This is a genomic window from Hafnia psychrotolerans (assembly GCF_014639435.1).
Classification (GTDB): domain Bacteria; phylum Pseudomonadota; class Gammaproteobacteria; order Enterobacterales; family Enterobacteriaceae; genus Ewingella; species Ewingella psychrotolerans.
On sequence record NZ_BMFZ01000007.1, the window covers coordinates 229,471 to 254,648 of the forward strand.

The 25,178-nt window shown below is 51.8% G+C and carries 22 protein-coding genes; 10 read left to right on the forward strand and 12 right to left on the reverse strand.

The features are described 5' to 3' along the window. Positions 1-3 precede the first annotated feature (3 nt). Positions 4-942, forward strand: a complete 939-nt coding sequence (gene mdcH, locus IEV89_RS14260) for a malonate decarboxylase subunit epsilon (RefSeq protein ID WP_188474195.1) — start codon at positions 4-6, stop codon at positions 940-942. Here mdcH and IEV89_RS14265 read toward each other — a convergent pair. From IEV89_RS14265 to greB, 6 genes are all read right to left on the reverse strand, one after another. Next, a complete protein-coding gene (locus IEV89_RS14265) occupies positions 939-1,865 on the reverse strand; it encodes a LysR family transcriptional regulator (protein WP_188474196.1) in 927 nt (308 codons plus the stop codon). The genes mdcH and IEV89_RS14265 overlap by 4 nt on opposite strands. A 36-nt stretch (positions 1,866-1,901) precedes the next feature. Continuing rightward, on the reverse strand, positions 1,902-2,141 hold the full coding sequence (locus IEV89_RS14270) for a FeoC-like transcriptional regulator (RefSeq protein WP_188474197.1): 240 nt from the start codon (positions 2,139-2,141) through the stop codon (positions 1,902-1,904). Positions 2,142-2,149: 8 nt separating this feature from the next. After that, positions 2,150-4,468 (reverse strand): Fe(2+) transporter permease subunit FeoB, encoded by a 2,319-nt coding sequence (gene feoB / locus IEV89_RS14275; RefSeq protein WP_188474198.1) that lies wholly within the window; start codon positions 4,466-4,468, stop codon positions 2,150-2,152. Between the two features lie 63 nt (positions 4,469-4,531). Continuing rightward, positions 4,532-4,759 carry a ferrous iron transporter A gene (gene feoA, locus IEV89_RS14280; RefSeq protein ID WP_188474199.1) on the reverse strand — a complete coding sequence of 76 codons (228 nt, stop codon included), beginning with the start codon at positions 4,757-4,759 and terminating at the stop codon, positions 4,532-4,534. 396 nt (positions 4,760-5,155) lie between these two features. Then, complete coding sequence (locus IEV89_RS14285; protein WP_188474200.1) at positions 5,156-7,489, reverse strand: Tex family protein; 2,334 nt, start codon at positions 7,487-7,489, stop codon at positions 5,156-5,158. Between the two features lie 123 nt (positions 7,490-7,612). Further along, positions 7,613-8,101 carry a transcription elongation factor GreB gene (gene greB, locus IEV89_RS14290; RefSeq protein WP_188474201.1) on the reverse strand — a complete coding sequence of 163 codons (489 nt, stop codon included), beginning with the start codon at positions 8,099-8,101 and terminating at the stop codon, positions 7,613-7,615. A gap of 284 nt (positions 8,102-8,385) precedes the next feature. On the opposite strand from greB, the gene ompR reads away from it, so the two are divergent. Both ompR and envZ read left to right on the forward strand, forming a co-directional pair. Then, positions 8,386-9,105, forward strand: coding sequence for an osmolarity response regulator transcription factor OmpR (ompR, locus tag IEV89_RS14295; RefSeq protein WP_188474202.1), 720 nt, complete (start codon positions 8,386-8,388; stop codon positions 9,103-9,105). Continuing rightward, on the forward strand, positions 9,102-10,463 hold the full coding sequence (envZ, locus tag IEV89_RS14300) for a two-component system sensor histidine kinase EnvZ (protein WP_188474203.1): 1,362 nt from the start codon (positions 9,102-9,104) through the stop codon (positions 10,461-10,463). Before ompR ends, envZ begins: the two co-directional genes overlap by 4 nt. Before the next feature lie 397 nt (positions 10,464-10,860). Here envZ and pckA read toward each other — a convergent pair whose 3' ends face one another. From pckA to IEV89_RS14325, 5 genes are all read right to left on the reverse strand, one after another. Then, positions 10,861-12,480: a phosphoenolpyruvate carboxykinase (ATP) gene (pckA, locus tag IEV89_RS14305; protein WP_188474204.1), complete on the reverse strand. Its 1,620-nt coding sequence runs from the start codon at positions 12,478-12,480 to the stop codon at positions 10,861-10,863. Between the two features lie 243 nt (positions 12,481-12,723). After that, positions 12,724-13,608, reverse strand: a complete 885-nt coding sequence (gene hslO / locus IEV89_RS14310) for an Hsp33 family molecular chaperone HslO (protein WP_188474205.1) — start codon at positions 13,606-13,608, stop codon at positions 12,724-12,726. A 22-nt stretch (positions 13,609-13,630) separates the two neighbouring features. Further along, entirely contained in the window at positions 13,631-14,035 is a 405-nt protein-coding gene (hslR, locus tag IEV89_RS14315; RefSeq protein WP_188474206.1) for a ribosome-associated heat shock protein Hsp15, read from the reverse strand. A gap of 25 nt (positions 14,036-14,060) precedes the next feature. Beyond that, positions 14,061-14,750 (reverse strand): GMP/IMP nucleotidase, encoded by a 690-nt coding sequence (yrfG, locus tag IEV89_RS14320; protein ID WP_188474207.1) that lies wholly within the window; start codon positions 14,748-14,750, stop codon positions 14,061-14,063. Positions 14,751-14,861: 111 nt separating this feature from the next. Then, the gene (locus IEV89_RS14325; RefSeq protein ID WP_188474208.1) at positions 14,862-17,006 is read right to left on the reverse strand and encodes an IgaA/UmoB family intracellular growth attenuator; all 2,145 of its coding nucleotides are present in this window, start codon (positions 17,004-17,006) and stop codon (positions 14,862-14,864) included. Positions 17,007-17,387: 381 nt separating this feature from the next. Here IEV89_RS14325 and nudE point away from each other — a divergent pair, with 381 nt between their 5' ends. Beyond that, on the forward strand, positions 17,388-17,945 hold the full coding sequence (gene nudE / locus IEV89_RS14330) for an ADP compounds hydrolase NudE (protein WP_188474209.1): 558 nt from the start codon (positions 17,388-17,390) through the stop codon (positions 17,943-17,945). A gap of 95 nt (positions 17,946-18,040) precedes the next feature. Here nudE and mrcA read toward each other — a convergent pair whose 3' ends face one another. Next, positions 18,041-20,599 carry a peptidoglycan glycosyltransferase/peptidoglycan DD-transpeptidase MrcA gene (mrcA, locus tag IEV89_RS14335; RefSeq protein WP_188474210.1) on the reverse strand — a complete coding sequence of 853 codons (2,559 nt, stop codon included), beginning with the start codon at positions 20,597-20,599 and terminating at the stop codon, positions 18,041-18,043. 121 nt (positions 20,600-20,720) lie between these two features. Between mrcA and pilM the strand changes: the two genes are divergently transcribed. The 6 genes from pilM to aroK all read left to right on the forward strand — a co-directional run bounded on the left by pilM (position 20,721) and on the right by aroK (position 25,163). Beyond that, positions 20,721-21,569 (forward strand): pilus assembly protein PilM, encoded by an 849-nt coding sequence (gene pilM, locus IEV89_RS14340; protein WP_188474211.1) that lies wholly within the window; start codon positions 20,721-20,723, stop codon positions 21,567-21,569. Further along, the gene (locus IEV89_RS14345; protein WP_229746485.1) at positions 21,569-22,117 is read left to right on the forward strand and encodes a PilN domain-containing protein; all 549 of its coding nucleotides are present in this window, start codon (positions 21,569-21,571) and stop codon (positions 22,115-22,117) included. Before pilM ends, IEV89_RS14345 begins: the two co-directional genes overlap by 1 nt. Before the next feature lie 11 nt (positions 22,118-22,128). Continuing rightward, positions 22,129-22,704: a hypothetical protein gene (locus IEV89_RS14350; RefSeq protein ID WP_188474213.1), complete on the forward strand. Its 576-nt coding sequence runs from the start codon at positions 22,129-22,131 to the stop codon at positions 22,702-22,704. Then, positions 22,701-22,976 carry a hypothetical protein gene (locus IEV89_RS14355; protein WP_188474214.1) on the forward strand — a complete coding sequence of 92 codons (276 nt, stop codon included), beginning with the start codon at positions 22,701-22,703 and terminating at the stop codon, positions 22,974-22,976. Before IEV89_RS14350 ends, IEV89_RS14355 begins: the two co-directional genes overlap by 4 nt. 40 nt (positions 22,977-23,016) lie before the next feature. Continuing rightward, positions 23,017-24,297: a DNA uptake porin HofQ gene (gene hofQ, locus IEV89_RS14360; RefSeq protein ID WP_373283391.1), complete on the forward strand. Its 1,281-nt coding sequence runs from the start codon at positions 23,017-23,019 to the stop codon at positions 24,295-24,297. A gap of 344 nt (positions 24,298-24,641) precedes the next feature. Beyond that, complete coding sequence (gene aroK, locus IEV89_RS14365; RefSeq protein ID WP_104923635.1) at positions 24,642-25,163, forward strand: shikimate kinase AroK; 522 nt, start codon at positions 24,642-24,644, stop codon at positions 25,161-25,163. Positions 25,164-25,178 lie beyond the last annotated feature (15 nt).

Consider the following 25,178-nt stretch of genomic DNA (forward strand, 5'->3'; position numbering starts at 1 on the left):
GTTATGAACATCCTGTTTACTTTTCCCGGCCAGGGACCTCAGGTGCCGGATATGCTGCATCGCTTGCCTGACAACCCTCTTACTCAGGATCTTTTAACCCAGGCCAGCACCGCGCTGGGTTCAGATGTCTTAGCGCTTGATACTGCCGATGCGCTGCGCTCGACCCGCGCGGTGCAGTTGTGCTTGTTGATCGCGGGTGTCGTTTGGGCAAAGCAACTGCAAGCCGCAGGTGTCGAACCCGACTTTTGCAGCGGTCTGTCAATTGGCGCGTTTCCGGCGGCAGTGATTTCAGGTGCCTTGTGTTTTGACGATGCTGTACGGCTGGTCGCATTGCGCGGACAACTGATGCAACAGGCTTATCCGCAGGGGTATGGCCTGTCGGCCATCACGGGGTTAAGTCAGGACCACGTTTCCAGGCTGTTACAGCAGGTGAACAGCCCACAGATGCCGGTATATCTGGCGAACATCAATGCGGAAGACCAAATGGTGATTGCCGGCAGCGACAGCGCCATGCAGCAGGTGCTGAGTTTAGCCAAAGGGCAGGGCGCGCAGAAAACCCACCTGTTGGCAGTTAGCGTGCCTTCTCATTGCGCGCTATTGGATAAGCCCGCCGCTAAATTGGTCAACGCATTCAAATCTGTCAGGTTGCATTGCCCGACCTGCGGCTATCTCAGCGGCACCACTGGCCGGGTTTACTGGCAACCTGAAAAGATTGCTGAAGATCTGGCGATGAATATGTCACGTACCGTCAACTGGCGCGATGCCATGGTAGCGGCGTATCAGCGGGATGTCCGTTTGGCCATTGAAATGCCTCCCGGTAGTGTACTCACGGGCCTGACGCGACGCGCCATGGAGCAGGGCGAAGCGCTGTCGTTGTGCCAGTCCGGCATACCGATGGCGAGGATTCTGGCAGGGCGTTTACGGGAAAGGGTCGGGCCTTAAAGCGTTGTTAGAGATTTGCCTAATGCATACATCCGACATTCAGCGGCCAGTGCCAGCAGGTTGGGGTCGTGCTCTCGGCTGTGTGGGTAAACCAGCGCAATGGTTTGGCGCATCTGGTAGGGTTCGGCCAGGGGGATGAGCCGCACGGTACTTTCATACACGCCTTTCATGCGGCCCGGAATTAACGTAGAGCCCACGCCCGCCTGCACCAGGCTCAGCATCGAGAAAATATCGTTCACTCGGGTAACAATTTCCGGGTCGAACCCCGCGACCTGAAAGGCTTCCTGGAAGCCATGATAGGTAGCAAAACCGTCAGCCAGTGCGACAAACTTCTCCCGTCTGAAATCGCGTAAATCGGCGACACCTTCTGCAGCCAGCTTAGAACTGGCTGGCGCAGCCAGAAAAATATCATCCTGAAATAGCGGGATCTGATCGTAACGCTGAGTATCGACGGGCGAGTCGCTGACCGAGATCAGCACGGCGTCCAGTTGCCCCTCTTCCATTCTGTCGAGCAAATGACTGTTTGACCCCATAACCAACTCCAGCTCGAGTTCCGGGCGGCGCAGTTTGAGGCCCATGATTAAGCGTGGGATGGTTTGCAGCGTCAGCGAATACAGGGTACCGAGCTTGAGCCTTTTTTGTCCGAATCCGGCCGCAATACGTGTGGCTTCGATACCGTGTTCCATCTGCTCAATCACCTGAGTCGCGTGTTCCAGCAATGCCCGGGCCGCAGGAAGTGGCAGCAGATTACGACCTTTGTGAATAAACAACGGGCAGCGTAAGCCCTCTTCCAGCGAGTGCAGTGCACGGTGCACACTGACGCTGCTCAAGCCCAGATGTTCGGCGGTACGCGTGATGTTGAGTTTTTCCATGTAAGCGAGAAAAATTTCCAGCTTACGGAAGGTGATTTCACTGTCTATCACTTGGATGACTCCGGCACTGCGATGCGCTAGTTGGGTTCACAGCTTAACCAAGCGATAGCTAACCGTCAGGCATTTTTTGCCCTCAGCGCAGTTTTTACAACTGCCGGAGAGGTTGATGTCGTCGGCTTCGACCGGTTCCGCTTTACGCATGGCGACCAGCCTTTCTAGCATTGCCTGCACCAGCGGTTGTGGTGTATTGAGTTGCAGACTGAGCTGACGGGCATCTGCCCGGCCAGCTAATGCGAGGCTGTCGCGTACCTGAATCAGACTTGTCATGGTGTCTCCTAATGGCAATCGCTGCCGGTGCCGGGTTCACAGCAGGCCGCGACTTTGCGTGGTTGAAGATGAACGCTGACACGGCTGCGGGATTTGCGCAAAGTGAGCAACACCAGTGCATTGAAGATGAGCACGATAAGGATGGTTGTCGTGCTGCGTCCCGAATGATCGCTGAAAGTTGCTACCTGATAGAACAGCGTTGCCAGAGAATAGGCGACGTTCAGTCCCCAGAAGATGGAGAAGATCATCCAACTGCGGCTGGTTTCACGGGCAATCGCGCCCATCACTGAGACACAAGGCACATAAAGCAGTACGAAGATCAGATAGCTATAAGCCGAAATTGCCGAGCCGAATTTACTGCTCATCACGCCCATTGAGCTGACACCCATTTCGCCGTCGCCTTTGCTGGCTTCGATCGGGTTAGACAGCACGCTGATGCTAAAGGTGTCTTTCAGACCCTGCCAGGTTTCTTTCACCGCACCACCCAGTTCATCCACCAGATTGAAATTTGCGGCATCAAACTCTTGATTGGCGATGTGTTCGGCGGTGTAGAGTGTGTTCAGTGTACCGACCACCACTTCTTTCGCCATCGCACCAGTCACCAGACCGACCGTTGCCTGCCAGTTATCCGTATGCACGCCCATCGGCGCAAGCACCGGTGTCAGCACTTTACTCACCGAAGCCAGCGCCGAGTCATTGATGTTATTCACGGGTTTGCCGCTGAAGGAGAAACTGTTCAGCGCACCGATGAACACACTGGCGATCACAATGACTTTACCGGCGCGCAGCACGAAGCCTTTCAGGCGCTGCCAGGTTTGTAGCAGCAGGCTTTTCAAATGCGGAATGTGGTACACCGGCAGTTCCATCACAAAGGGTGACGCTTCGCCACGCATGATGGTGTATTTCAGCAGCAAGCCGGTGAAAATCGCGACCACAATGCCCAGCAGATACAGTGAGAACACGATAGATGCGCCGTCCTGGCCGAAGAAAGCGGCGGAGAAGACGGCAAAAATCGCCAGACGGGCGCCGCAGGACATGAAAGGCGCCATCATCACGGTGATCAACCGTTCGCGCGGGGCATCCAGCGTCCGTGCTCCCATGATTGACGGTACGTTACAGCCAAAACCGACGATCAGCGGCACGAAGGATTTACCCGGCAGACCGAGTGCCTGCATCAGGCGATCCATCACGAATGCGGCGCGGGCCATATAACCGGAATCTTCAAGGAAGGAGAGGAAGAGGTACATCATGCCGATCTGCGGCACCAGCGGCAGCACGGTATTGATACCGCCGCCGATCCCTTGTGCGAGGAAAATGGTCAGCCACTGCGGGAAGTGGAGGGTAAAGCCAATCCATTGCATGCCCTGAATGAAGATCGCCGCTGAGCCAATATCGAAAATCGGTTGCAGCGCGCCGCCAATGTTGATCGCCAGCACAAACATCAGGTACATCACCAGCAGGAAAATCGGCACGCCGAGGAAGCGATTGAGGATCACGCGATCCAGCACTTGCGTGAGTTTATTCGGTGCGGTGAGATGTGAATTGCTGATCTCGGCGCACAGTAATGCGATGGTTTGATAGCGCGCATCGGCAATCAGCAGCGCAGGATCATCCAGTTGTTGCGCGGCCAGGCGGGCTCTCACATCTGGCAGTAATTGAAGTGCGTTACCCGCGTGACTCTGGCTGTAAATATCGCCCTCAAGAATTTGCAGTGCCAGCCAGCGGCGTTGTTGCAGTGCCATGTCCTGCGGCATTTCTGCGGCGAGAACGTCCACTTCCTGTTGTAGCGCAGGATGATAAGTCACGCGTTCCAGCGACGTGGCCTGCGGCAGTTGATCGATGGCTGTTTTCAGTTCTTTAATGCCTGAAGCACGCGTTGAGACTAGCGCTACTACCGGACAACCCAGACGGGCTGACAGTGCCGGAATATCGATATGGATGTTCTGGATTTTGGCGATGTCGAGCATATTCAGCGCGACGATGCACGGAATGCCGAGTTCGAGCAGTTGCAGTGTCAGATAGAGATTACGTTCAAGGTTTGAGGCATCGATGACGTTGATCATCAGATCGGCCTCGCCACTCAGGATGTAATGACAAGCAATCTGTTCGTCGAGTGAGGTTTGCTCTGACATGGTGGTCAGCGAATAGGTGCCTGGCAAATCGACCAGCGTGATTTTGTGTTCTTCGGTGACGAAATGGCCTTCTTTACGTTCGACGGTCACGCCGGCCCAGTTGCCGACACGTTGACGCGAGCCAGTCAACTGATTGAAAAGCGTCGTTTTACCTGAGTTCGGATTACCAATTAAACCAATGGTCAGTGCTTTCATACGTTTTGTCTGCGTGGGAAAAGGAGGGAGATACGGACAGAAAGGACGGCCCGCACTGAAAAATTAACAGGCCTGGATTTCAAGTTTCAGCAGATCGAGATCTTTCCTGCGAACCACCAGGTTGGTGCGGCGGGTTTCGATCTGTATCGGATCCCCCATCGGTGCGACGCGGATAACGTTGAAAAGTGATCCCGGCAACATGCCCAGCGATAGCAGTTTCTGGCGGTACGCCGGGCTGATTTCATGAGAGAAACCGATGATTTTGTAAGCACGTTGTGATTGAAGTTGCATAGTTCCTCGTGAATCGAACAGGCCTTTTTTGGGCAGCGTTGAGAAAATGCTACGCCGCGCTTCTCTGCCCGGTGATCCCACTTAATTGCGATGTATGTTGCCAAAAAACTACTCAGAAATTGTCGGGATCAGTATAGCGGCACACTGGATACGCAAAGTAGTACAAATCGGAATAGTTATCATAAGTAGTACGCGTATGGCTTCAAAAGAAAAGAAGTCTGCTTCTTCAAAAGGTTCTCTACCGCGTTGCTATCCTATGCCGGTGTGATGCCCGTTTTATTGATTTAACTCAGTGATTGATTCATTAGGAAAGACTTTAAAAAATGACACAATGAGCGACATAAAAAAGCCGCTAATATTCAGCGGCTTTAGGTTAGCAGGGGACCCACAGAAAATTTAGCGTTTTTTGCCGAGCGCAGCAGCCAGTGCATCGGCCATCGCATTATTGCCTGCCGGAGCCGCATTGCGACTGGCCGGTTTGTTCGGCGCCTGACGTTGTTGTGCATCACGGTGACTGTTTGCCGCAGGTGCTGATGGACGGCGCGCCGGGGCTTCACCGGGTTGCTCATCCAAACGCATCGTCAGAGCAATACGTTTACGTTGCAGATCCACTTCCATGACTTTAACTTTGACGATATCACCTGCTTTCACCACCGTGTGCGGGTCTTCGACAAATTTGTTCGCCAGAGATGAGATGTGCACCAGACCATCCTGATGAACACCGATGTCAACGAATGCACCAAAGTTGGTGACGTTAGTGACTGAGCCTTCGAGGATCATGCCGGGCATCAGGTCATTCATGGTTTCCACGCCATCAGCAAAGGTGGCGGTTTTGAACTCAGGGCGCGGATCGTGTCCTGGTTTTTCCAGCTCTTTGATGATGTCGGTGACAGTCGGCATGCCGAATTGATCATCGGTAAATTCGCTGGCTTTCAGAGCACGCAGTGCGTTGGCGTCGCCCATCAGCTCTTTCAGCGCGAGATGGGTCGCCGCCAGAATACGCTGCACAACCGGATAGGTTTCCGGGTGAACGGTTGAGGCGTCCAGCGGGTTGTCACCCTGGTTGATACGCAGGAAGCCCGCACATTGTTCGAAGGCTTTCGGCCCCAAACGACTGACTTTCAGCAGTTGCGCACGGTTACGGAACTGGCCGTTTTCATCGCGCCAATTCACAATATTTTGCGCCATCATGCGGGTCAAACCGGCGACGCGGGTCAGTAGTGGCACCGACGCGGTGTTGAGATCCACACCCACGGCGTTCACGCAGTCTTCCACCACAGTGTCGAGTTTCTTCGCCAACTGACTCTGGCTGACGTCGTGCTGATACTGGCCGACACCGATGGATTTCGGATCGATTTTCACCAGCTCGGCCAGCGGATCTTGCAAACGACGGGCGATAGAGACCGCGCCGCGAATGGATACGTCCAGATCCGGGAATTCCAGTGCCGCCAGCTCGGAGGCGGAATAGACCGATGCCCCGGCTTCACTTACGATGACTTTCTGCGCTTTTACCGCCGGGAACTGTTTTTGCAGCTCGATGAAGAAGCGTTCAGTTTCACGCGAAGCCGTGCCGTTGCCGATCGCCACCAACTCAACGTTATGCTTGATGCACAGTGCTGCTACCTGTTGCGCGGCTTTTGCTGCCTGACCGGTATGTGGATAAACCGTATCAATGTCCACCAGTTTCCCGGTGTTATCCACAACGGCGACTTTTACACCGGTACGTAAACCCGGATCGAGGCCCATGGTTGCGCGCATTCCGGCCGGAGCCGCCATCAGCAAGTCGTGCATGTTACGGGCAAATACGTTGATGGCTTCATCTTCAGCGCGTTCGCGAAGGGTACTCATCAGTTCGGTTTCGAGATGCAGGAGTACTTTGATACGCCATGTCCAATTCACGACTGCACGGCGCCAAACGTCGGCGGGCGCATTGTTCAGGCGCAGACCGAGATGATCGATGATTAACTGCTCGGCATAACTTTCTTTCGGTGGTTCGTCGTGCTGTGGATCGGCATTCAGCGCCAACTGCAACACGCCTTCGTTGCGGCCACGGAACATAGCCAGTGCACGGTGTGAAGGCACTTGAGAAATCGGTTCGTGGTGATCGAAGTAATCGCGGAATTTAGCTCCTTCCTGCTCTTTGCCATCGACCATACGCGACACCAGATGCGCATTTTTCCACAAATAGTGGCGGACTTTCGCCAGCAGGGCAGCATCTTCTGCAAAACGCTCCATCAGAATGTAGCGTGCGCCGTCGAGGGCGGCTTTGGTATCTGCGACGCCCTTATCAGCATCAACAAATTTGACCGCGGTTGTTTCCGGATCGTTTTGTGGCTCATGCCACAGCAATTCAGCAAGCGGTTCCAGCCCGGCTTCGATTGCGATCTGTCCACGGGTACGGCGTTTAGGTTTATAAGGCAGGTATAAATCTTCCAGCTCGGTTTTACTCAGCGTGCTCTTGATCGCTTTAGCCAGTTCATCGCTCAGTTTCCCCTGATCCTCTATGGATTTGAGAATAGTCTGGCGTCGGTCTTCGAGTTCACGCAGATAACTCAGACGGGTGTCCAACTGACGCAGTTGGGTATCATCCAACCCACCGGTGACTTCCTTACGATACCGTGCAATAAACGGCACGGTATTACCTTCATCCAGCAAGCGTACCACGGAAGCAACCTGCTCCGGGCGAACCTGCAATTCAGTTGCGATAATGCGGCTCAGTTGATCATTCATAAGTCTGGTATCTGTTTTCTTTGGTTAAGAGACATAAAAGCAGGGGGACAGTTATACGTTTTGAAGGTCAGAAATACCAGTGATCCAGACCTTCTGACTGGCGTTTTGAGAGTTATGAACGGTTTACGGATCTGGGTACTCTTCACCGTAATGAATTTCATTGATGTACCACAGTGCATCGCCTACTGGTGTCTGCACTATGGTGCTGTCGCCAACCTCTTTTTTCAGTAAAGCGCGCGCCATCGGTGCGTCGATGGAGATGTAATCTTTACGGCCAAAAATTTCGTCATAACCAACGACGCGAAAACGTTTCACATCTCCTGCGTCATTTTCCACTTCCACCCAGGCGCCAAAGAACACTTTGCCATCCTGCTGCGGTGAGTGATCGACAATGCGTAACTCTTCCATGCATTTGGTTAGATAACGAATGCGACGATCTATTTCCCGCAGCCGTTTTTTATTGTACTGGTAATCGGCATTCTCACTGCGATCGCCAAGGCTGGCAGCCCAGGTGACTTTTTTTGTCACTTCAGGCCGCTCTTCGCGCCAGAGAAAATCCAGCTCTTGCTTGAGCTTGTTATAACCTTCGCGGGTAATGAGTTTGGTTTTCATATTTTTTTCACAGAGTAAGCCTGTTCGTCAATGTGGGATCTTTCCACCGCTGATGGGATGCTACAATATTACTAACGCGATTTCGTGGTAAAGAGATAGAGTGCCGGGAAGCGTACTTTTAAGAATGGAATTGGGCTTGTTGGTCGAAAATTGTTGATAAATTGGGAAAAACATAAGCTTTGTAACAATTTCGACTAGAATGTATACCATTAATCGCTGTCTGTCTTAGCCCATTTTTTTAACAATACAGGCTTGGGTATTAATGCCTTTGGGAGTAATAAAAAATGCAAGAGAATCACAAGATTCTGGTCGTTGATGACGACATGCGACTGCGTGCACTGTTGGAACGTTATCTGACCGAACAAGGCTTCCAGGTACGTAGTGTAGCAAATGCTGAACAAATGGATCGTCTGTTGACCCGCGAGTCATTCCATCTGATGGTGCTTGATCTGATGTTACCGGGCGAAGACGGTTTGTCTATCTGTCGCCGACTGCGCAGCCAGAGCAACCCAATGCCAATTATCATGGTCACTGCCAAAGGCGAAGAAGTGGATCGTATCGTTGGCCTCGAAATTGGCGCGGATGACTATATACCTAAACCATTCAACCCACGCGAGCTGTTGGCCCGTATTCGTGCTGTACTGCGTCGTCAGGCAAATGAACTGCCGGGCGCACCTTCGCAGGAAGAGGCCATTATCTCTTTCGGCAAATTCAAGCTGAACCTGGGGACGCGTGAAATGTTCCGTGAAGATGAACCTATGCCGTTGACCAGCGGTGAGTTTGCCGTGTTGAAAGCGCTGGTGAGCCACCCACGTGAACCCCTGTCCCGCGATAAACTCATGAATCTGGCTCGTGGCCGCGAATACAGTGCCATGGAGCGCTCGATTGATGTTCAGATTTCACGCCTGCGCCGCATGGTGGAAGAAGATCCGGCACATCCTCGTTACATCCAGACCGTTTGGGGTTTGGGTTATGTCTTCGTGCCGGACGGCACTAAGGCATGAGACGAATACGCTTTTCACCGCGTAGCTCGTTTGCCCGAACATTGCTGTTGATCGTCACCTTGCTGTTTGTCAGCCTGGTGACGACCTATCTGGTAGTGCTGAACTTTGCCATCCTGCCTAGCTTGCAACAGTTCAATAAGGTGTTGGCTTACGAAGTTCGTATGCTGATGACTGACCAGTTGCAACTGGAGGACGGTACGATGCTGACCGTACCTCCGGCGTTTCGTCGCGAAATTTATCGCGAACTGGGCATCTCTCTGTACACCAATTCTGCGGCGGAAGAGAGCGGCCTGCGCTGGGCGCAACATTACGAATTCCTCAGTCAGCAAATGGCGCAGCAACTCGGTGGCCCCACCGACGTTCGCGTTGAAGTGAATAAAAATACCCCGGTGGTGTGGCTCAAAACCTGGTTGTCTCCTGACATCTGGGTTCGCGTCCCGCTGACTGAAATCCATCAAGGGGATTTCTCCCCGCTGTTTCGCTATACGTTGGCGATCATGTTGTTGGCGATCGGCGGCGCGTGGCTATTTATCCGGATTCAGAATCGACCGCTTGTTGAACTCGAACATGCGGCTTTGCAGGTTGGGAAAGGGATCATTCCACCGCCACTGCGCGAATATGGTGCTTCAGAAGTGCGCTCAGTAACGCGGGCATTTAATCAGATGGCTGCAGGTGTTAAACAGCTTGCTGATGACCGAACCCTGCTGATGGCCGGTGTCAGCCACGATTTGCGCACACCGCTGACCCGAATTCGATTAGCGACGGAGATGATGAGTGACGCAGATGCCTACCTCTCGGAGTCCATTAACAAGGATATCGAAGAGTGCAATGCCATCATCGAGCAATTCATCGATTATTTGCGAACCGGTCAGGAGTTGCAAACAGAAGAGTGCGATTTGAATGCGATCCTCGGTGAAGTGATTGCCGCAGAGAGTGGGTATGAGCGTGAAATTGAAAGTGACCTGATCGACGGGGAGGTGCTGGTTAATGCCCATCCGCTCTCAATCAAACGCGCTGTGGCCAATATGGTGGTGAACGCCGCCCGCTATGGCAATGGCTGGATTAAAGTCAGCAGCGGGATAGAGTTACAACGCGGCTGGTTCCAGGTGGAAGATGATGGTCCTGGGATAGAACAAAGCCAACTTAAGCACCTGTTCCAACCTTTTGTCCGTGGCGATAGTGCCCGCACAACCAGCGGGACGGGCCTGGGTCTGGCGATAGTTCAGCGCATCATTGATGCCCATGCCGGCTCTCTTGATATTGGAGAGAGTCTGCGGGGAGGATTACGTATTCGGGCGTATTTACCCATACCGCTAGAGAAGACTGTGGTGTCAGCCCTTCCGCAAAAAACCGTTTAAATGAAAGGGGCGTATGCCCCTTTTACCTCTCTTAATCTTTCAAATTCAAATTCAAATTCAAAGAACAGAGCTGCTTTTATCTTTTAAAAATGTTGAGGCCGCATTCAAAAATACCGCCGGAGGAGAGGTGGAAAACCGCGCGTCTGTTTGCGCGGGTTGGAACCCGAACGGAGGGAACCGCAACGCGGCGGAATTTTGCGGCTGTAACAGAGATTCCTGAAACACGGCCATTGTGACCAGCAAAGCAGCGGAGTGAATAAAACGCGGGATTGGTAAGGGGATTCGTTTCAATCCCCTTACCCCGTTGTGGGCCGGCGCTCACGACCTTGACCTTCAGGCCGGTTTGGGTGGCAACCCAAGGTCTTGCTTTTGAATTTAAAAAGTTTCCTAAAGCTTTTTAAAGCGTAGGCCCCGCACTGACCAGCCGCGCCCCTGCTTCTGTATCTGTATACTTATCAAAATTCGTGACAAACCGCTGCGCAAGATCATGCGCCTTCTCCTCCCACTGTTCACGACTGGCGTAAGTGTTACGCGGGTCGAGAATATGGGTGTCCACGCCCGTTAATTCAGTGGGTACGGCGAGGTTAAAGATCGGCAGTGTAAAGGTTTCTGCTTCATCAATTTTGCCGCTAAGAATAGCGTCGATGATTGCGCGGGTGTTCTGAATCGAAATACGCTTGCCGGTACCATTCCAACCGGTATTCACCAGATAAGCTTGAGCACCCGCGGCCTGCATGCGCTTGACCAGGACTTCGGCATATTGGGTAGGGTGTAGCATCAGGAATGCCGCGCCGAAGCAGGCAGAGAAAGTTGGCGTTGGTTCTGTAACGCCCCGCTCTGTACCCGCTAGCTTGGCAGTGAAGCCGGACAGGAAGTGGTATTGCGTCTGGTCGGCGCTCAGGCGGGAGACTGGCGGCAGAACGCCAAAGGCATCGGCGGTCAGGAAGATCACTTTGGTGGCATGACCCGCCTTCGATACCGGTTTAACGATATTGTGAATATGGTAAATCGGATAGGAGACGCGGGTGTTTTCAGTTTTAGCGTTGTCGTCAAAGTCGATTTTACCGTCTGCGCTGACGACGATATTTTCCAGCAGGGCGTCACGGATGATAGCGCCGTAAATATCGGGTTCGGCCTCTTTACTCAGCTTGATGGTTTTGGCGTAACAACCGCCTTCGAAATTGAATACACCGTCGTCATCCCAACCATGTTCATCATCGCCAATCAATTTACGTTTAGGGTCGGTGGAGAGCGTGGTTTTACCGGTGCCTGACAATCCGAAGAAAATCGCGACATCATCTTTTTCGCCCACGTTAGCAGAGCAATGCATTGAGGCAATGCCTTTGAGTGGTAAGAGGTAGTTCATTACTGAGAACATTCCTTTCTTCATCTCTCCGCCGTACCAGGTGCCGCCGATCAACTGGATGCGTTCAGTCAGGTTGAATGCAACAAAATTCTCGGAGTTTAATCCCTGCTGCTGCCAGTTCGGGTTGGTGCATTTTGCGCCATTCATTACGATGAAATCGGGCTCGAAGTTTTCGAGTTCGCTCTCACTGGGACGGATGAACATGTTTTTGACGAAATGGGCTTGCCAGGCGACTTCGGTAATGAATCGGACTTTTAGGCGTGAGTCGGGGTTTGCACCACAAAATGCATCAATGATGAACAGGCGTTTGCCAGAGAGTTGCTCAGTCACCAGGGATTTAAGTGCACACCATACTTCTTGCGTCAGCGGGTGATTGTCGTTTTTCCCTTTGCCCTGATCGGCCCACCAGACAGTATCGCGGGTGGTATCATCGCGCACGATGTATTTATCTTTCGGCGAGCGTCCGGTGAAAATACCGGTGTCTACGTTGATCGCACCAAGCTCAGTGACCTGACCGTGCTCAAAACCCTTAAGACCCGGTGCCGTTTCCTCTTTGAAAAGTAAGTCATAATCCGGGTTGTAGATGATGTCGCTCGTGTCGTTGATACCATAGGTGGCCAGCGTTTCTTTGGTGAGATGACGTGTTGGCATATCCCTGCTCCTAAATCGAATGATCGAACCTGAACGGCCAGTCAGCCGTTATGATTAAATTGACTGTAATTGTAGAGTGTTATGACTTTTTATCCGCGATAGCTATCAAAGAATAGCACCAGTGACGGGGTTTTTAGTGATTCTGCGAGACAGTGCACGGGAATGGTGTAACGGAAGAAAACGGCTTTATTTAAGGCGGAGCAATGTCAGATATTGCTCCGCCTTACGGTGAGTTAATGGTGCTTAGTGAACTGAGCCGTCGGCCTCTGGCAGACTCCCGCTGGCTTTCAGCGTCGCCATATCCATGGCATCAAAGACATAATCGCTGCCGCAGTAGTCGCAATGCATTTCGATTTTGCCGTCTTCTTCCAACATTTCTAGCACTTCTTCGCCCGGGAGCGTCATCAGCGCATCGGCACAACGGTCACGTGAGCAAGTGCAACGGAAACAGACATCCTGTGGTTCATATAGGGTGACTTCTTCCTGATGGTACAGGCGATACAGCACTTCATTGGCAGGTAGGCTAAAAAGCTCGTCTGCTTTTATCGTGTGAGTCAATTGAGCCAGATGGCTGAACTCTTCCGGATCGGTTTCCTGCGCCGGGAGCACCTGCAATAGCAGTCCGCCTGCCGCCGGTTTATCTTCGAACAGGCCGGTACGAATGAAAATGCGCGTTGGCAACTGCTCTGACTGCATGAAATAGTTTTCCAGACATTCAGCCAGGGTTTCGCCTTCCAGACCGACCACGCCCTGATAGCGCTCGCCTTCGGTCGGGGAGATCGTGATCACCATGTAACCGTTGCCGATCATCTGCCGCAATGTGCTATCTGTGGCAATTTCGCCCTGCAGACGCGCGACACCGCGCATTTCCTGCAGGTTATTACCGTTGATCACCGCCAGTTTTAGTGGGCCATCGCCCTGTAACTGAACCGTGATGTCGCCATCGAATTTCAACGTAGCGGTCAGCAAGCTGGTCGCTACCAACATCTCGCCGAGCAGGGTTCGGACTTCAGCAGGATAGTCATGACCAGCAACGATCTGTTGGAATGTCTCGCTGAGCGAAACCAGTTCACCGCGTACGGCGTGATGAGTGAAAAGGTAGCGGTGTAATTGGTCGTGATTAGACATAGATTCTCTCTTAAGGCGCAGGTTATTCCATGTCGCCATTTTTAAATTTGATCAGGTCGCGGCGTTCTTTTTTATCCGGACGACGGTCCGGATGAGGCATGGCATTCATTTTGCGCGCCAGGGTTACTTTCTCCCGTTTGGCTATGCTTGCCTCAGTTTCTTGATAGATTTTTTGTGCTTCTTCTGCAGTGCGCCGTTGGGTGGTTAAAGCCAGTACTCTAACCGTTCTTTCGTCATTGCCCTGACGCAGAGTGATTTCGGCGTTCATTTCCATCAACTTGCTGGGTTTACTGCGCTGACCGTTGTAATGCACTTTGCCGCCGTCAACCATCTCCCGCGCCAACGCACGGGTTTTGTAAAAACGCGCCGCCCACAGCCATTTGTCGAGGCGAACTGCGTTGTCATCATCTGCTGTTTTACCCTTCATGCTTTTTTCCCAAAGTCAGCGATGATCAAGCGACCTTGCCAGCTACCGGATGAATCAAAGGTATCAGGTGGCGATAATCGTTAATCGACGGATGTGCGACAAATGACTTATCCGGTTGGGTGGAATCTGGATTTTCTATGCCCAGACAATAGCGGATACCAAAGGTCTTTGCCGCATTGAGGATAGGTTCACCGTCATCGACAAACAGCGTACGTTCCGGGTTAAAACCGGTCTGTTGTTGAACTGCCGCCCACAGTCGCTGATCTTCCTTTGGATAACCAAATGTGTGGGTGGAAAGTAATAAATCAAGGTGCTGGTCCAAACCCGTATGCTGACATTTCACCGCCAGGCTGTGCGGATGCGCATTGGTCAGCAAAATAGCGTCGCGGCCACTGTCGTGTAATTGCTGCAAAAATGGCAGCGTGTCGTCGCGCAATTTAGCGTTACTGCCGATATCGGTAGTCATCTTATAGATATCGAGATCCAGTTTCTGGCTCCAGTAATCGAAGCAATACCAGTTCATGGTGTGCTGGACGGCAAGATATTCAGCATGGATATACTGCCGCGCCTCTTCGAAGGCGATAGTGCGTTGTCGGCTCAGCGCCAGCGGGACATCCTGCAGCCAGAACTGACTGTCAAAAGCCAAATCTAGCAATGTGCCATCCATATCAAGCAGCACGGTATCAATAGTGTTCCAGTCGAAATCCGGGGACATGGAGGCTCCATCTCGCCTGCTTACTGGCATTATACAGCCGCTGCAGGGAGCGATGATCGGTGACAGGGAAGGGCTTCAGGGTAGCACAGTGGCCGATGACACAGAAAGTCATCAGCCCAGATTGTGACGCTGCGTAGTGGCCAGTGCCGGACTGAAGCAGTCATTGTAGTAATTCTGAATGTTGTTCATACGGTGCTTATCTTTCAACCGGCGTTTCACCAGCAGAACGCTGTTGATCAGCAGGCAGCCAATGAGCAACAGCAACAACAGGCTGGTACCAAGATAACGCCACAGCGTCGAGATACTTGGCTCGCTGTGCAGCGAAATGTGCTGCGTCCCGTTGGCATCGACACTGATACTGGTGATCACGCCTTGTGCGCGGAATGGCGTGTGCAAAAGCATGGCGGATAAATTCTGTAGCTGTTTCCACTGACCCAGAGGGTTATAGGCATACAACGACACCGGAGGAACCGGCCTTTCTACCAACTGCTTACCTTCGTCATTGGTGATAAGGAAGCCGCCTGGTGGAGGGCTGTTCAGTGCTTCAGCCGCACGACGGGTTTCATGGGCGAAGAAAGAAGAGGCCGCAGTGTTGACCAGTTCGCTAAGTGACTGTGCGCTGACAGGTCGCAACAGCACATTCATGCCTTTCAGCGTACCCGCTTTTGCACGTTTCACTAATGTCGCCCAATTATCTGCATTACCCAGATTAACCAGGGCATTTTTCAGTCTGACACAGTCTTCGCTGTTGCTGCAAAGCGCCTGAGTTTTCAAAACAATATCAGAAAAATCGTCCAGTAAAATCATGCCCGATTTCTCGATGGCGGTGGCGAGTTGCGGGTTGATATTTTGTTCGGTGCTATCGTTCGGATGCAACTGAGTATTCACCGTGCTCAGCAATGAGGTGGCGGCATCAATCAATTCTGATTCCGGCATAGGAAGTGGGGGAGCGTCATTCCAGTAAATACCTGAGCAGTCAAATGGCATAAACCTACCTATCGCTGCCTGGGCATTTTCTGGGGGAATGTAACACATGCCGGAGCCTTGCACTTTCAGCGTATCACCCACACGTAGTGGGGTTTTCTCCAGCGCTTGTACGCTGTTTACCTGCGTGCTTTGGGCACCCTGTAACCATGCAATGCTGAGGTTCAGCGGGAGGCCAAGAGGGACATAAATCAGCAGCAGTACCAGCAGCAATAACGCACTGGTCGCCAGAACCAGATTTTTTCCCCACTGCTGCAACGGGAAGTTTTTGACTTCATCGTGCAGTGAAAGATAGGTTCCCTGACGGATCACATGGCTGTTCATATAGAGTTCGATATCGGTCGGTTTCCCTAAGTCTCGGCCGATATAAGGCTGCCAGTGCGGTGGATAAACCAGATCGACGGTACCTAACGAAATATTGCTGATATCACCCTGTTTTGATTCACCAAACAGCCCCCAGCGTTTGGGTTGCCCACGCAGACAGTGGATCTCTTTACGGTTTTTCCCCAGCCGTTCAGTCAACAAGTGCCATCCTACCCATCCGAGCAGTACGGCTGTTATTGCCAGTGTCCACGGTAGAATGACTGCTGGACCCACCAAGGTGATAAACAGCAAAAGCATCATTGCAGATATTGCCATCGCTTCACGCACACCATTGGAGCGGGTCAGAGCATGCTCTTCACGGGTTTCATGACGGACTTTTACCAACTGAATATGTTCGCTCTCTTCGTGGCGAATTGAGGCATTCTGAGGCGATGTCGGTATGACTGAGGGCGCAGAAACAGAGTTCTCGTAAATATGGTCGACCAACGAGTGGCCATTGAGTGAAATAACCAGCGGCACGGTCTGGGTTTTGATCAATTCAACGTGGTTTTCATGAGCGATATACTGCTCCCAAAAAGGGGGGAGATGGATCTCAGTCGTATCGATGAAATAGCGCCAATTATTGGGGTCTTCACTGGCAACGCCATAGCGGGTGATGGCAAGGGTCACGGTGTAAACGTTTTCGCTTTTTGCGGTCAATGCAAGCTTATCGCGCAGGACCATCAGGTCATTGCGATGGGTAATGGGCGTTTGGTTCAGTTTCTCATTCTGACGCAGGTATTGTTCGACGGCGTCACGTTCTTGCTGCGTCAGCTTTCGTTGATTGGGTTTGGCGAAATGAACACTGGAAGTCGCGGTGTTACGGCGCCGTACAATAAACCAAAGGAATATGCCTGCGGCAATGATGGTGATACACAATAAAAAAAGTGTAACGACTACTGTGCTCATCCGATCCCCTGACTAAGATGACTGATGTCGACGCATTGGAAAGACCTGTTTTTTATAACTTAGTGACTTCACTTACGTGTTCGGCAGCTTAATTGTTTAGTAAAAATAGCCACTTTTGATCATACCAATAATCCGAGCGTGGCGGATATCGGTAAAATCCTATTTTTATACGTTCGGCTTTTTGCTAAAGGTTTTTATCTGATTTGAGAAGGCGGTCGTGGATCTCGGCCAGGAATTTCCTCAGCGGAGGTTAATTGTACCAAATTTATGTCGCACAAATATTGCGATAAAGGTTCGCATTAACGCACAATGCCTTCAAGTGACAATCAACTGAAACCCATTGCGACACCGATACCAGGTGAACAATAAATTGGGAAAACCATGGATAAGCACCTGAAAAAACCTGATATCCAGAAAGTAGAAACGGTGGCAAGTTCACGCTTGTTCACCATTGAATCCGTCGATCTCACGTTCAGTAATGGTGTACAGCGCGTGTATGAACGCATGCGCCCGTCTAATCGCGAGGCCGTATTGATTGTCCCGGTTATTGGGGATGACTTGCTGCTGATCCAAGAGTATGCCGTGGGTATCGAAAGCTATGAACTGGGTTTTCCAAAAGGGCTGATTGATCCGGGAGAAAGCGTGCTCCAGGCTGCTAATCGCGAATTAATGGAAGAGGTAGGCTATGGCGCACAGCACTTTGATTTCCTGGCGCAACTGACCATGGCGCCGTCTTACTTCTCCAGCCGTATGAATATTGTCATCGCCAAAGGGTTGTATCCGCAAAGCCTGGAAGGGGATGAACCGGAACCGCTGCCACAAACCCGCTGGCCGATTGCCCGTATGATGGAACTGCTGAGCGAGCCAGATTTCAACGAAGCCAGAAATGTCAGCGCACTATTCCTCGCCCGCGACTTTCTGATGCGCAGTACGCTGTAGTGCGGTAAGTCTGTTACGAAACACGACAATTTTCTCAATAAAAAGGCCGGTCTGCGTAAATGCAATGACCGGCCTTTTTATTTATTTTTAATACATTAGAACAGTTCGTGCGCCTGACCGTTATCCATCAAGGTCGTGCCCACTTCGTGAACGGCATGTTCAGTCGGTTGAGTGCCGTCGATGAAATACTCAGGATGGCTTGCGCCACTACTATCGGGAAGCTTGCCGGTATGCTTGTCGATATTTACCGTCACAATACCCGGTGGTGGGGTTTGCTTCTGCTCAGGCACGCCATCCAACACGGCTTTCATGTAGTCATCCCAGGCTGGTTGAGCACTCTTGGCACCGCCTTCTGCACCTGAAATCTGATCAGGAATAACCCCAGATGCTGTTGAACGGCCGAGGTTACGACGGTGATCATCAAAACCAATCCATACCGAAGTCACCACATTTGGACCATAGCCGGAGAACCATGCGTCTTTTGAGCTATTGGTCGTACCGGTTTTACCGCCGATGTCATGACGCTTCAGATCGCGGCCTGCACGCCAGCCTGTTCCCATCCAACCCGGTTGACCAAAGATGTTGGTATTCAGTGCATCACTGATGAGGAAAGACAACTGAGCACTGATAACATGCGGTGCATACTGCTGATCGCCGACCTGCTGGGTTTGACCTGCCGGAACTTGCTCAAGCTGCGGCATAGGCACGCTGTTGTTGGTATTGCCTTCGCTGGAAACCGCGACGTTCTCAACGTTGTCATCTGAGAGCACCGCTGATTTTTGCGAATCACCATAAATCACCGGAATGTTGCAACTTCGGCAGGCAATTTTGGGTTTGGCTTCAAACTGAATTTGACCAGACTCATCAACAATTTTGGTGATGAAGTAGGGGTCGACCAGATAGCCACCGTTAGTCAGCGCGGCATAGCCACGAACAACCTGTAACGGTGTGAAAGAGGCTGAACCCAACGCCAGTGACTCCGAATGAACAATGTTAGCGGCCGGGAAGCCAAAGCGCAGCAGATATTCCGCTGCGTAATCGACACCCATTGCACGCATCGCACGGACCATTACAACGTTTTTTGACTCGCCCAGACCTTGACGCAAGCTGATTGGGCCGTCATAGGTTGGGGGGGAGTTCTTCGGACGCCAGTCCTGACCTGCACCGGCATCCCAGCGGGTAATCGGCATATCATTGAGGATTGTCGCGAGCGTCAGGCCTTTGTCCATCGCAGCGGTATACAGGAAGGGCTTGATGTTCGAACCGAGCTGGCGCAGTGCTTGCGTTGCACGGTTGAATTTACTCTGATTGAAGTCAAAACCACCGACTAGCGCTTCAACAGCACCGTCATTCGGGTTGAGGGAAACAATGGCAGAGTTCACATCAGGAACCTGCGCCAGCCACCATACGTCGCCGGACTTGCGTATCCAGATCTGCTGGCCCGGTTCAACCACGTCAGAGACTTTCTTCGGTGTTGGCCCTTGGCTGTTGTCCGAACGATAAGGACGAGCCCAACGCATCCCGCTAAAGGGCAATGAAACCACCGCACGGTTTGCCATGGTCACCGTAGCCTGATCACCGTCAACTTGTGTCACAACGGCAGGGAAGAGCGGGCCGTAAACTGGCAGCGTTTTCAGTGACTGAACAATCTTGTTCTCATCCCAAGGTGTTTCACCCACTTTCCAAAGCCGATTGGACGGGCCACGGTAGCCGTGGCGCATATCGTAGTTCAGCACGTTGGTGCGCAGAGCTTCCTGAGCAGCCAACTGGGTTTTCTTGGTAATGGTTGTGTAGACCATGTAGCCATCGGTATAGGCGTTATCACCATAACGTTTCACCATCTCCTGACGTACCATTTCAGTCAGATACGGAGCAGAAAATTCGATATGTGGGGCATGGTAATTGGCAACCAGCGGTTCAGCACGCGCTGCATCGTACTGTTCCTGCGTGATGTATTTCTCATCTAGCATGCGGGATAACACCGTATTGCGGCGCGCCAGCGAGCGATCATGAGAGTAGAGCGGGTTGAATGTTGATGGTGCTTTCGGCAACCCAGCAATGACGGCCATTTCGCTGAGTGTCAGCTGGCTGACATCCTTGCCGAAATAAACCTGCGCTGCGGCCCCGACGCCATAAGCGCGGTAGCCGAGGTAGATCTTATTCAGATACAGCTCAAGGATCTCATCCTTGGTCATCATCTGTTCGATGCGGATAGCCAGAAACGCTTCTTTGATCTTACGCGTCAGCGTGCGTTCTGGACTCAGAAAGAAGTTACGCGCCAACTGTTGAGTGATGGTGCTGGCACCCTGCGAAGCATGGCCGGAAATCAATGCGACGGAAGCGGCACGAAAGATACCGATCGGATCAATGCCGTGATGTTCATAAAAACGGCTATCTTCGGTTGCAATGAACGCATGCACCATCTCCGGCGGAATTTGGCCAAGTTTGAGGGGAATACGGCGCTTTTCACCGTATTGGGCGATTAAATCACCATCAGCACTGTAAACCTGCATCGGTGTTTGCAAACGCACGTCTTTGAGCGTGGCGACATCGGGTAGCTGCGGTTCGATGTATTTGTACAAACCAAATATCGACGCTGCTCCCAGCAAAATGCAACACAGTGCAAGAATCAAAAAATACTTTACGAACTTCACCTGAGATTTCCCATTTAGTGTCAATTGGGCAGTTTATAAACAACCGCGCGGTAGTATAAAGGCAAGCCTACGACATGGATACGTACTTTTATTAACTTGACGATATGGAGATTGGGCGAAAATGCGACTACAAGCATTGCAGGTAGGCTTAGATATTCAAGCTGGTTTTGCCCGGGCGATCGCGGTCCAGCGGCGCCGTCACGGCTGGCAATTACGTCAATGGTGGCACCACCCTTTACCGGCCTTCACGCTACGCGGGGGGATTTTACATGAGAGCGCGCCGCTTACCTCTATTTTATCTGTTTGGCGAAATACCTTGCCTGCCAAGATATCACTGCGAGTTTCCCTTCCCGCTCAGCGCGTCATGCAGCATCTCCTTTCCCCGCTGGATGCCAGACTTAACGGCGCCGCACGCAGCGACTTCATTCTGGCTAGCGCCGCCCGCCAGTTCCCTCTGAGCGTTGAACAACTGGTGATGGACTACCGCACAGATCCCTGTGGCGACAAAAATATTATTGTCACTGCTGCCAGGCAGCAAGAGATCCAGCAATGGCAGCACTGTTTGGCGCAGTCACGACTCTTTCCCGAGGTTTTTGAGCTTGCGCCCTGTGCGCTGCAACGTGCCGCTTATGCTGCGGGTGCCAGTGCTGAAAAACTTTTGTTGCACCGGTTGGATGATGGCTGGTTGTGGGCGTCCCCCCACGGACTGCCTTTTCAATTCGGCATATTCGATGAGGACGAGATCAGCGATATGACGCAATTTGCGCTGCGTGCCCGCGAACAATATCGGGCGGCAAAACTTTGTGATCAAATCTGCTTGTGCAGTAGCGGGAATGCCGAGGCATTACCCGCAGATGTGCTGGCCTGGTCTCCTTTAACGGCGATCGGGCAACTTTCGCCGCCTCTGCCGCCTAATCCCGGTGTCTTTGCTCTCGCTGCTGGGTTAGCCCTGCGCCCAGAGGACCGCTGATGCTGTGCGTCAATTTGCTGCCATGGCGAAGCCTCCAACAATGCCACAGACAGCGTGTGTGGTTGCGACACTTAGTGTTTGTCCTCACGCTGACGCTGGCGTTGATGTTCCTCTGGCTGGGGATCACACAGCACGCATTGCAAGTACAACAGAGCGACGTCAAAGCGTTAAGCGACAGCCAGGTACGACTCACCTCGCAGCTTAAAAAAGTCAGTGATGCAACGTTGAAATTACAGGCGCTCCAATATGCCGCCACCGAGCATGAACAGCGCAGGATAAAAAGTCAGGCATATCTTGCCTTGCTGATCTCTATCGCTGTGAATATTCCAGACAGTATGTGGTTGACGGAGCTTATTGGAGAGCCGGATGGGCGTATACAACTGCGTGGAGAAAGTGCGGTTTACCCTGCGATCATGGCATTTGCGCAGGTATTGAAAGGTGAGCGGTTGTTCAGTGAGGTGCGGTTGCTCGATATTCATCACTTACCCGCACAGGGCTGGCGTTTTGGCGTCCAAGTGCGGCTTGCGGAATCGTCAGATATTTTATGAAGGATATTGTGATGAGAAATACGCTTTCGCTCGGTTTCAATCAATTCATGGAGAGACCGGGTTGGCAGCAATGCGCAGTGTTACTCGTAGGATATTGTGGTTTTTTGGTGCTGCTTTATTTCCTGATGCTAAAGGCTCCTTTACAGAAACAGCAGCAGGGACAGCAACAAATTGAAACCTTACGGCAAAATGTTTCAGACCAACAGCACCGCTTATTAGTCCAGCCGTCTCTGGCGGAATTGCTACACCAACAGGCGCGTTTTATCCCCGTGACAACGGAAGATACGACATTGATGGAAAAAATCGCCGGGGCGCTGCGCCAGTCAGCGGGGACGCTGCTTCAGTGGCAACCTGCGGGACAGGCTCTCGTTCCCATAAATACGGGTAAAAAGGGTGAAAATGGGAACCTGACAATACAGACCGATTACAAAGATTTTTTGGTGCTGCTGCGTAGGTTACTCAGCGATCCTGCCGCGCCTGCGTTGAGTAATCTGCAGTTATATGCAGATAAAACACTTCTCAATATTACGCTCTCTTTAGCCACAGAAAGTCACCCTTCGCCGATCGTCACAACGCTGATAGGGTGAGCCGGGATCCGTTCTCCTCTCAGGCTATTGAGGTTTGTGCGAATACCCGTGACACCTTCAAGGATGTGGTCCTTGGTGGTGTGATTGGTGATGCTGAACATCAAAAGGGCTGGATACGATGGCCGGGCCTGGGCTGGCGACCTGTCGCTGTGGGGTGGCGAGATGTTCAATCTGGTTGGCAAGTGATGGCCGTTGAAGCCAGACAGGTCAAGTTCGATTTGCAACAACCGCGATGTGATACCAAACAACATACGCTTGCGCTGTTTCGTTAGTACTGATTTTCCCCATTGTCTTCCATGGAAAGGAATAAAGATGAAGAGGTTTAAAACAGAGGTGCGACGCACTGTAGTGATGGTTTCTCTGCTGCTGATAGGTTCAGCGATGGCTGCAACGCCAGATAGCGCTAAGCCCATTACTCTGGAGTTTCAGGACACCCCGCTGACAGTCATTCTACAGGCTCTGGCCGATCACCAGCAGATGAATTTGGTCACTGCGCCGGGCATCGAAGGTAAACTCAGTGTCCGGTTGGCGGATGTGCCATGGCAGCAGGCGATGGATATTATTCTGAACATGGGGAAACTGACGTACCAGCAGCAAGGCAATGTGCTCATGGTCCTGCCGCAAATAGATCCCGCTGTTCAACATCAAAAGCAGAAGGAAGAGAGAGAGCACCAACGGTTACAGCGGCCACTGATCAGTCTTACACTGGCTTTGCAGTACGCCGATGCTACTGAAACGGCAGCCAGTTTGAACGCCCAGAAAGGTTCGCTGTTGTCTGAAAAGGGTCACGCCTCTGCGGATGTCCGCACTAATACACTGTTAATCCGCGATACACGGCAAGCGCTAGACACCGTCACACCTTGGTTAAAAGAGATGGACTTACCCATACAGCAGGTACAACTGGCTGCGCACATTGTCACCATGAACAGCGAAAGCCTGCGTGAGCTAGGCGTGCGCTGGGGTTTTAGTGGCGATAACCCGATCACAAAATCGGTCAGGATGAATAATTTCAGCATGGGGCTACCGGTGGTAAACCCGATAGTGACGGCAGGGTTTAATCTGGCGCGAATCAATGGGCAGATATTGGATCTGGAACTCACTGCACTGGAGCAGGAAGATCAGGTGGATATCATTGCCAGCCCGCGCCTGCTAACTGCCCATATGCAGACGGCAAGCATCAAACAGGGGACCGAAATTCCCTACCAGGTTTCAAGTGGTGCCAGCGGCAGTACATCGATTGAATTCAAAGAGGCGGTACTTGGAATGGAGGTCACGCCGAAAATTCAACGTAACGGTGATATTACACTGGCGCTGCAAATCAGCCAGAACATGCCTGGCCGTACCATTAAGCAGTCCGAAGGCGAGGCATTGGCTATCGACAAACAGGAAATAAAAACGCAAGTGACCGTCAAAGATGGAGAAACCATCGTGCTCGGTGGCATTTTTCAGCGTCATAATCAGAACCTGGAAAACAAAGTGCCGCTGTTAGGTGACATCCGTGTAGTGGGATCTTTATTCAAACAGCAATCAAAAAGCATGAAACGCCGTGAATTAGTGATTTTTATTACTCCGACCTTAATAAGCCACCGTTAATCGGGGCGTTAGCATGACTAAAATGGCATAATAGCGTTGAGGTTATGCAACTTTTTGTGTCGCTAAAGGCATCTGAGTTTGACGCTGCGGCCGATTTAGCTTACAAGTGTTACCGAATTGAGCACCGTGATTTTTAATGACTGCTGAAACGCCGATAAAAACGTATGGTTTCCCTCCCGCGGCGCGCGATGCGATTTATTCGGTTGCCAAACTACCAAAAGTGTTGAGATAATTTTTTTCTGATCTCGCACTACCGCTCATGAGGTTTCAGTTTAGGTCCCGCCGCTAATTTGATTGGCGGGGCGGGTTATCATCAACGAATTGTCTTAGTAATACCAAAAAACATGGCAGAGAAACGCAATATCTTTCTGGTTGGGCCTATGGGTGCCGGCAAAAGCACTATTGGTCGACAGTTAGCTCAGCAACTCAATATGGAGTTTTTCGACTCTGATCACGAAATTGAGCGACGCACTGGAGCTGATGTAGGCTGGGTATTTGATTTAGAAGGCGAAGATGGATTCCGCGACCGCGAAGAAAAAGTGATCAACGAACTCACAGAAAAGCAAGGCATCGTTCTGGCGACCGGCGGGGGTTCTGTTAAATCACGTGAAACCCGTAACCGTTTGTCAGCGCGTGGCGTTGTCGTCTATCTTGAAACTACCATCGAAAAACAATTGGCGCGTACACAACGCGACAAAAAACGTCCATTATTACAGGTGAGTGCACCTCCACGCGAAGTGCTTGAAGCACTGGCAAAAGAGCGCAATCCGCTGTACGAAGAAATTGCGGATGTTACTATCCGTACTGACGATCAAAGCGCCAAAGTCGTTGCCAACCAAATTATTAACATGTTGGAAAGTAATTGATTTTTTGGCTTTTTT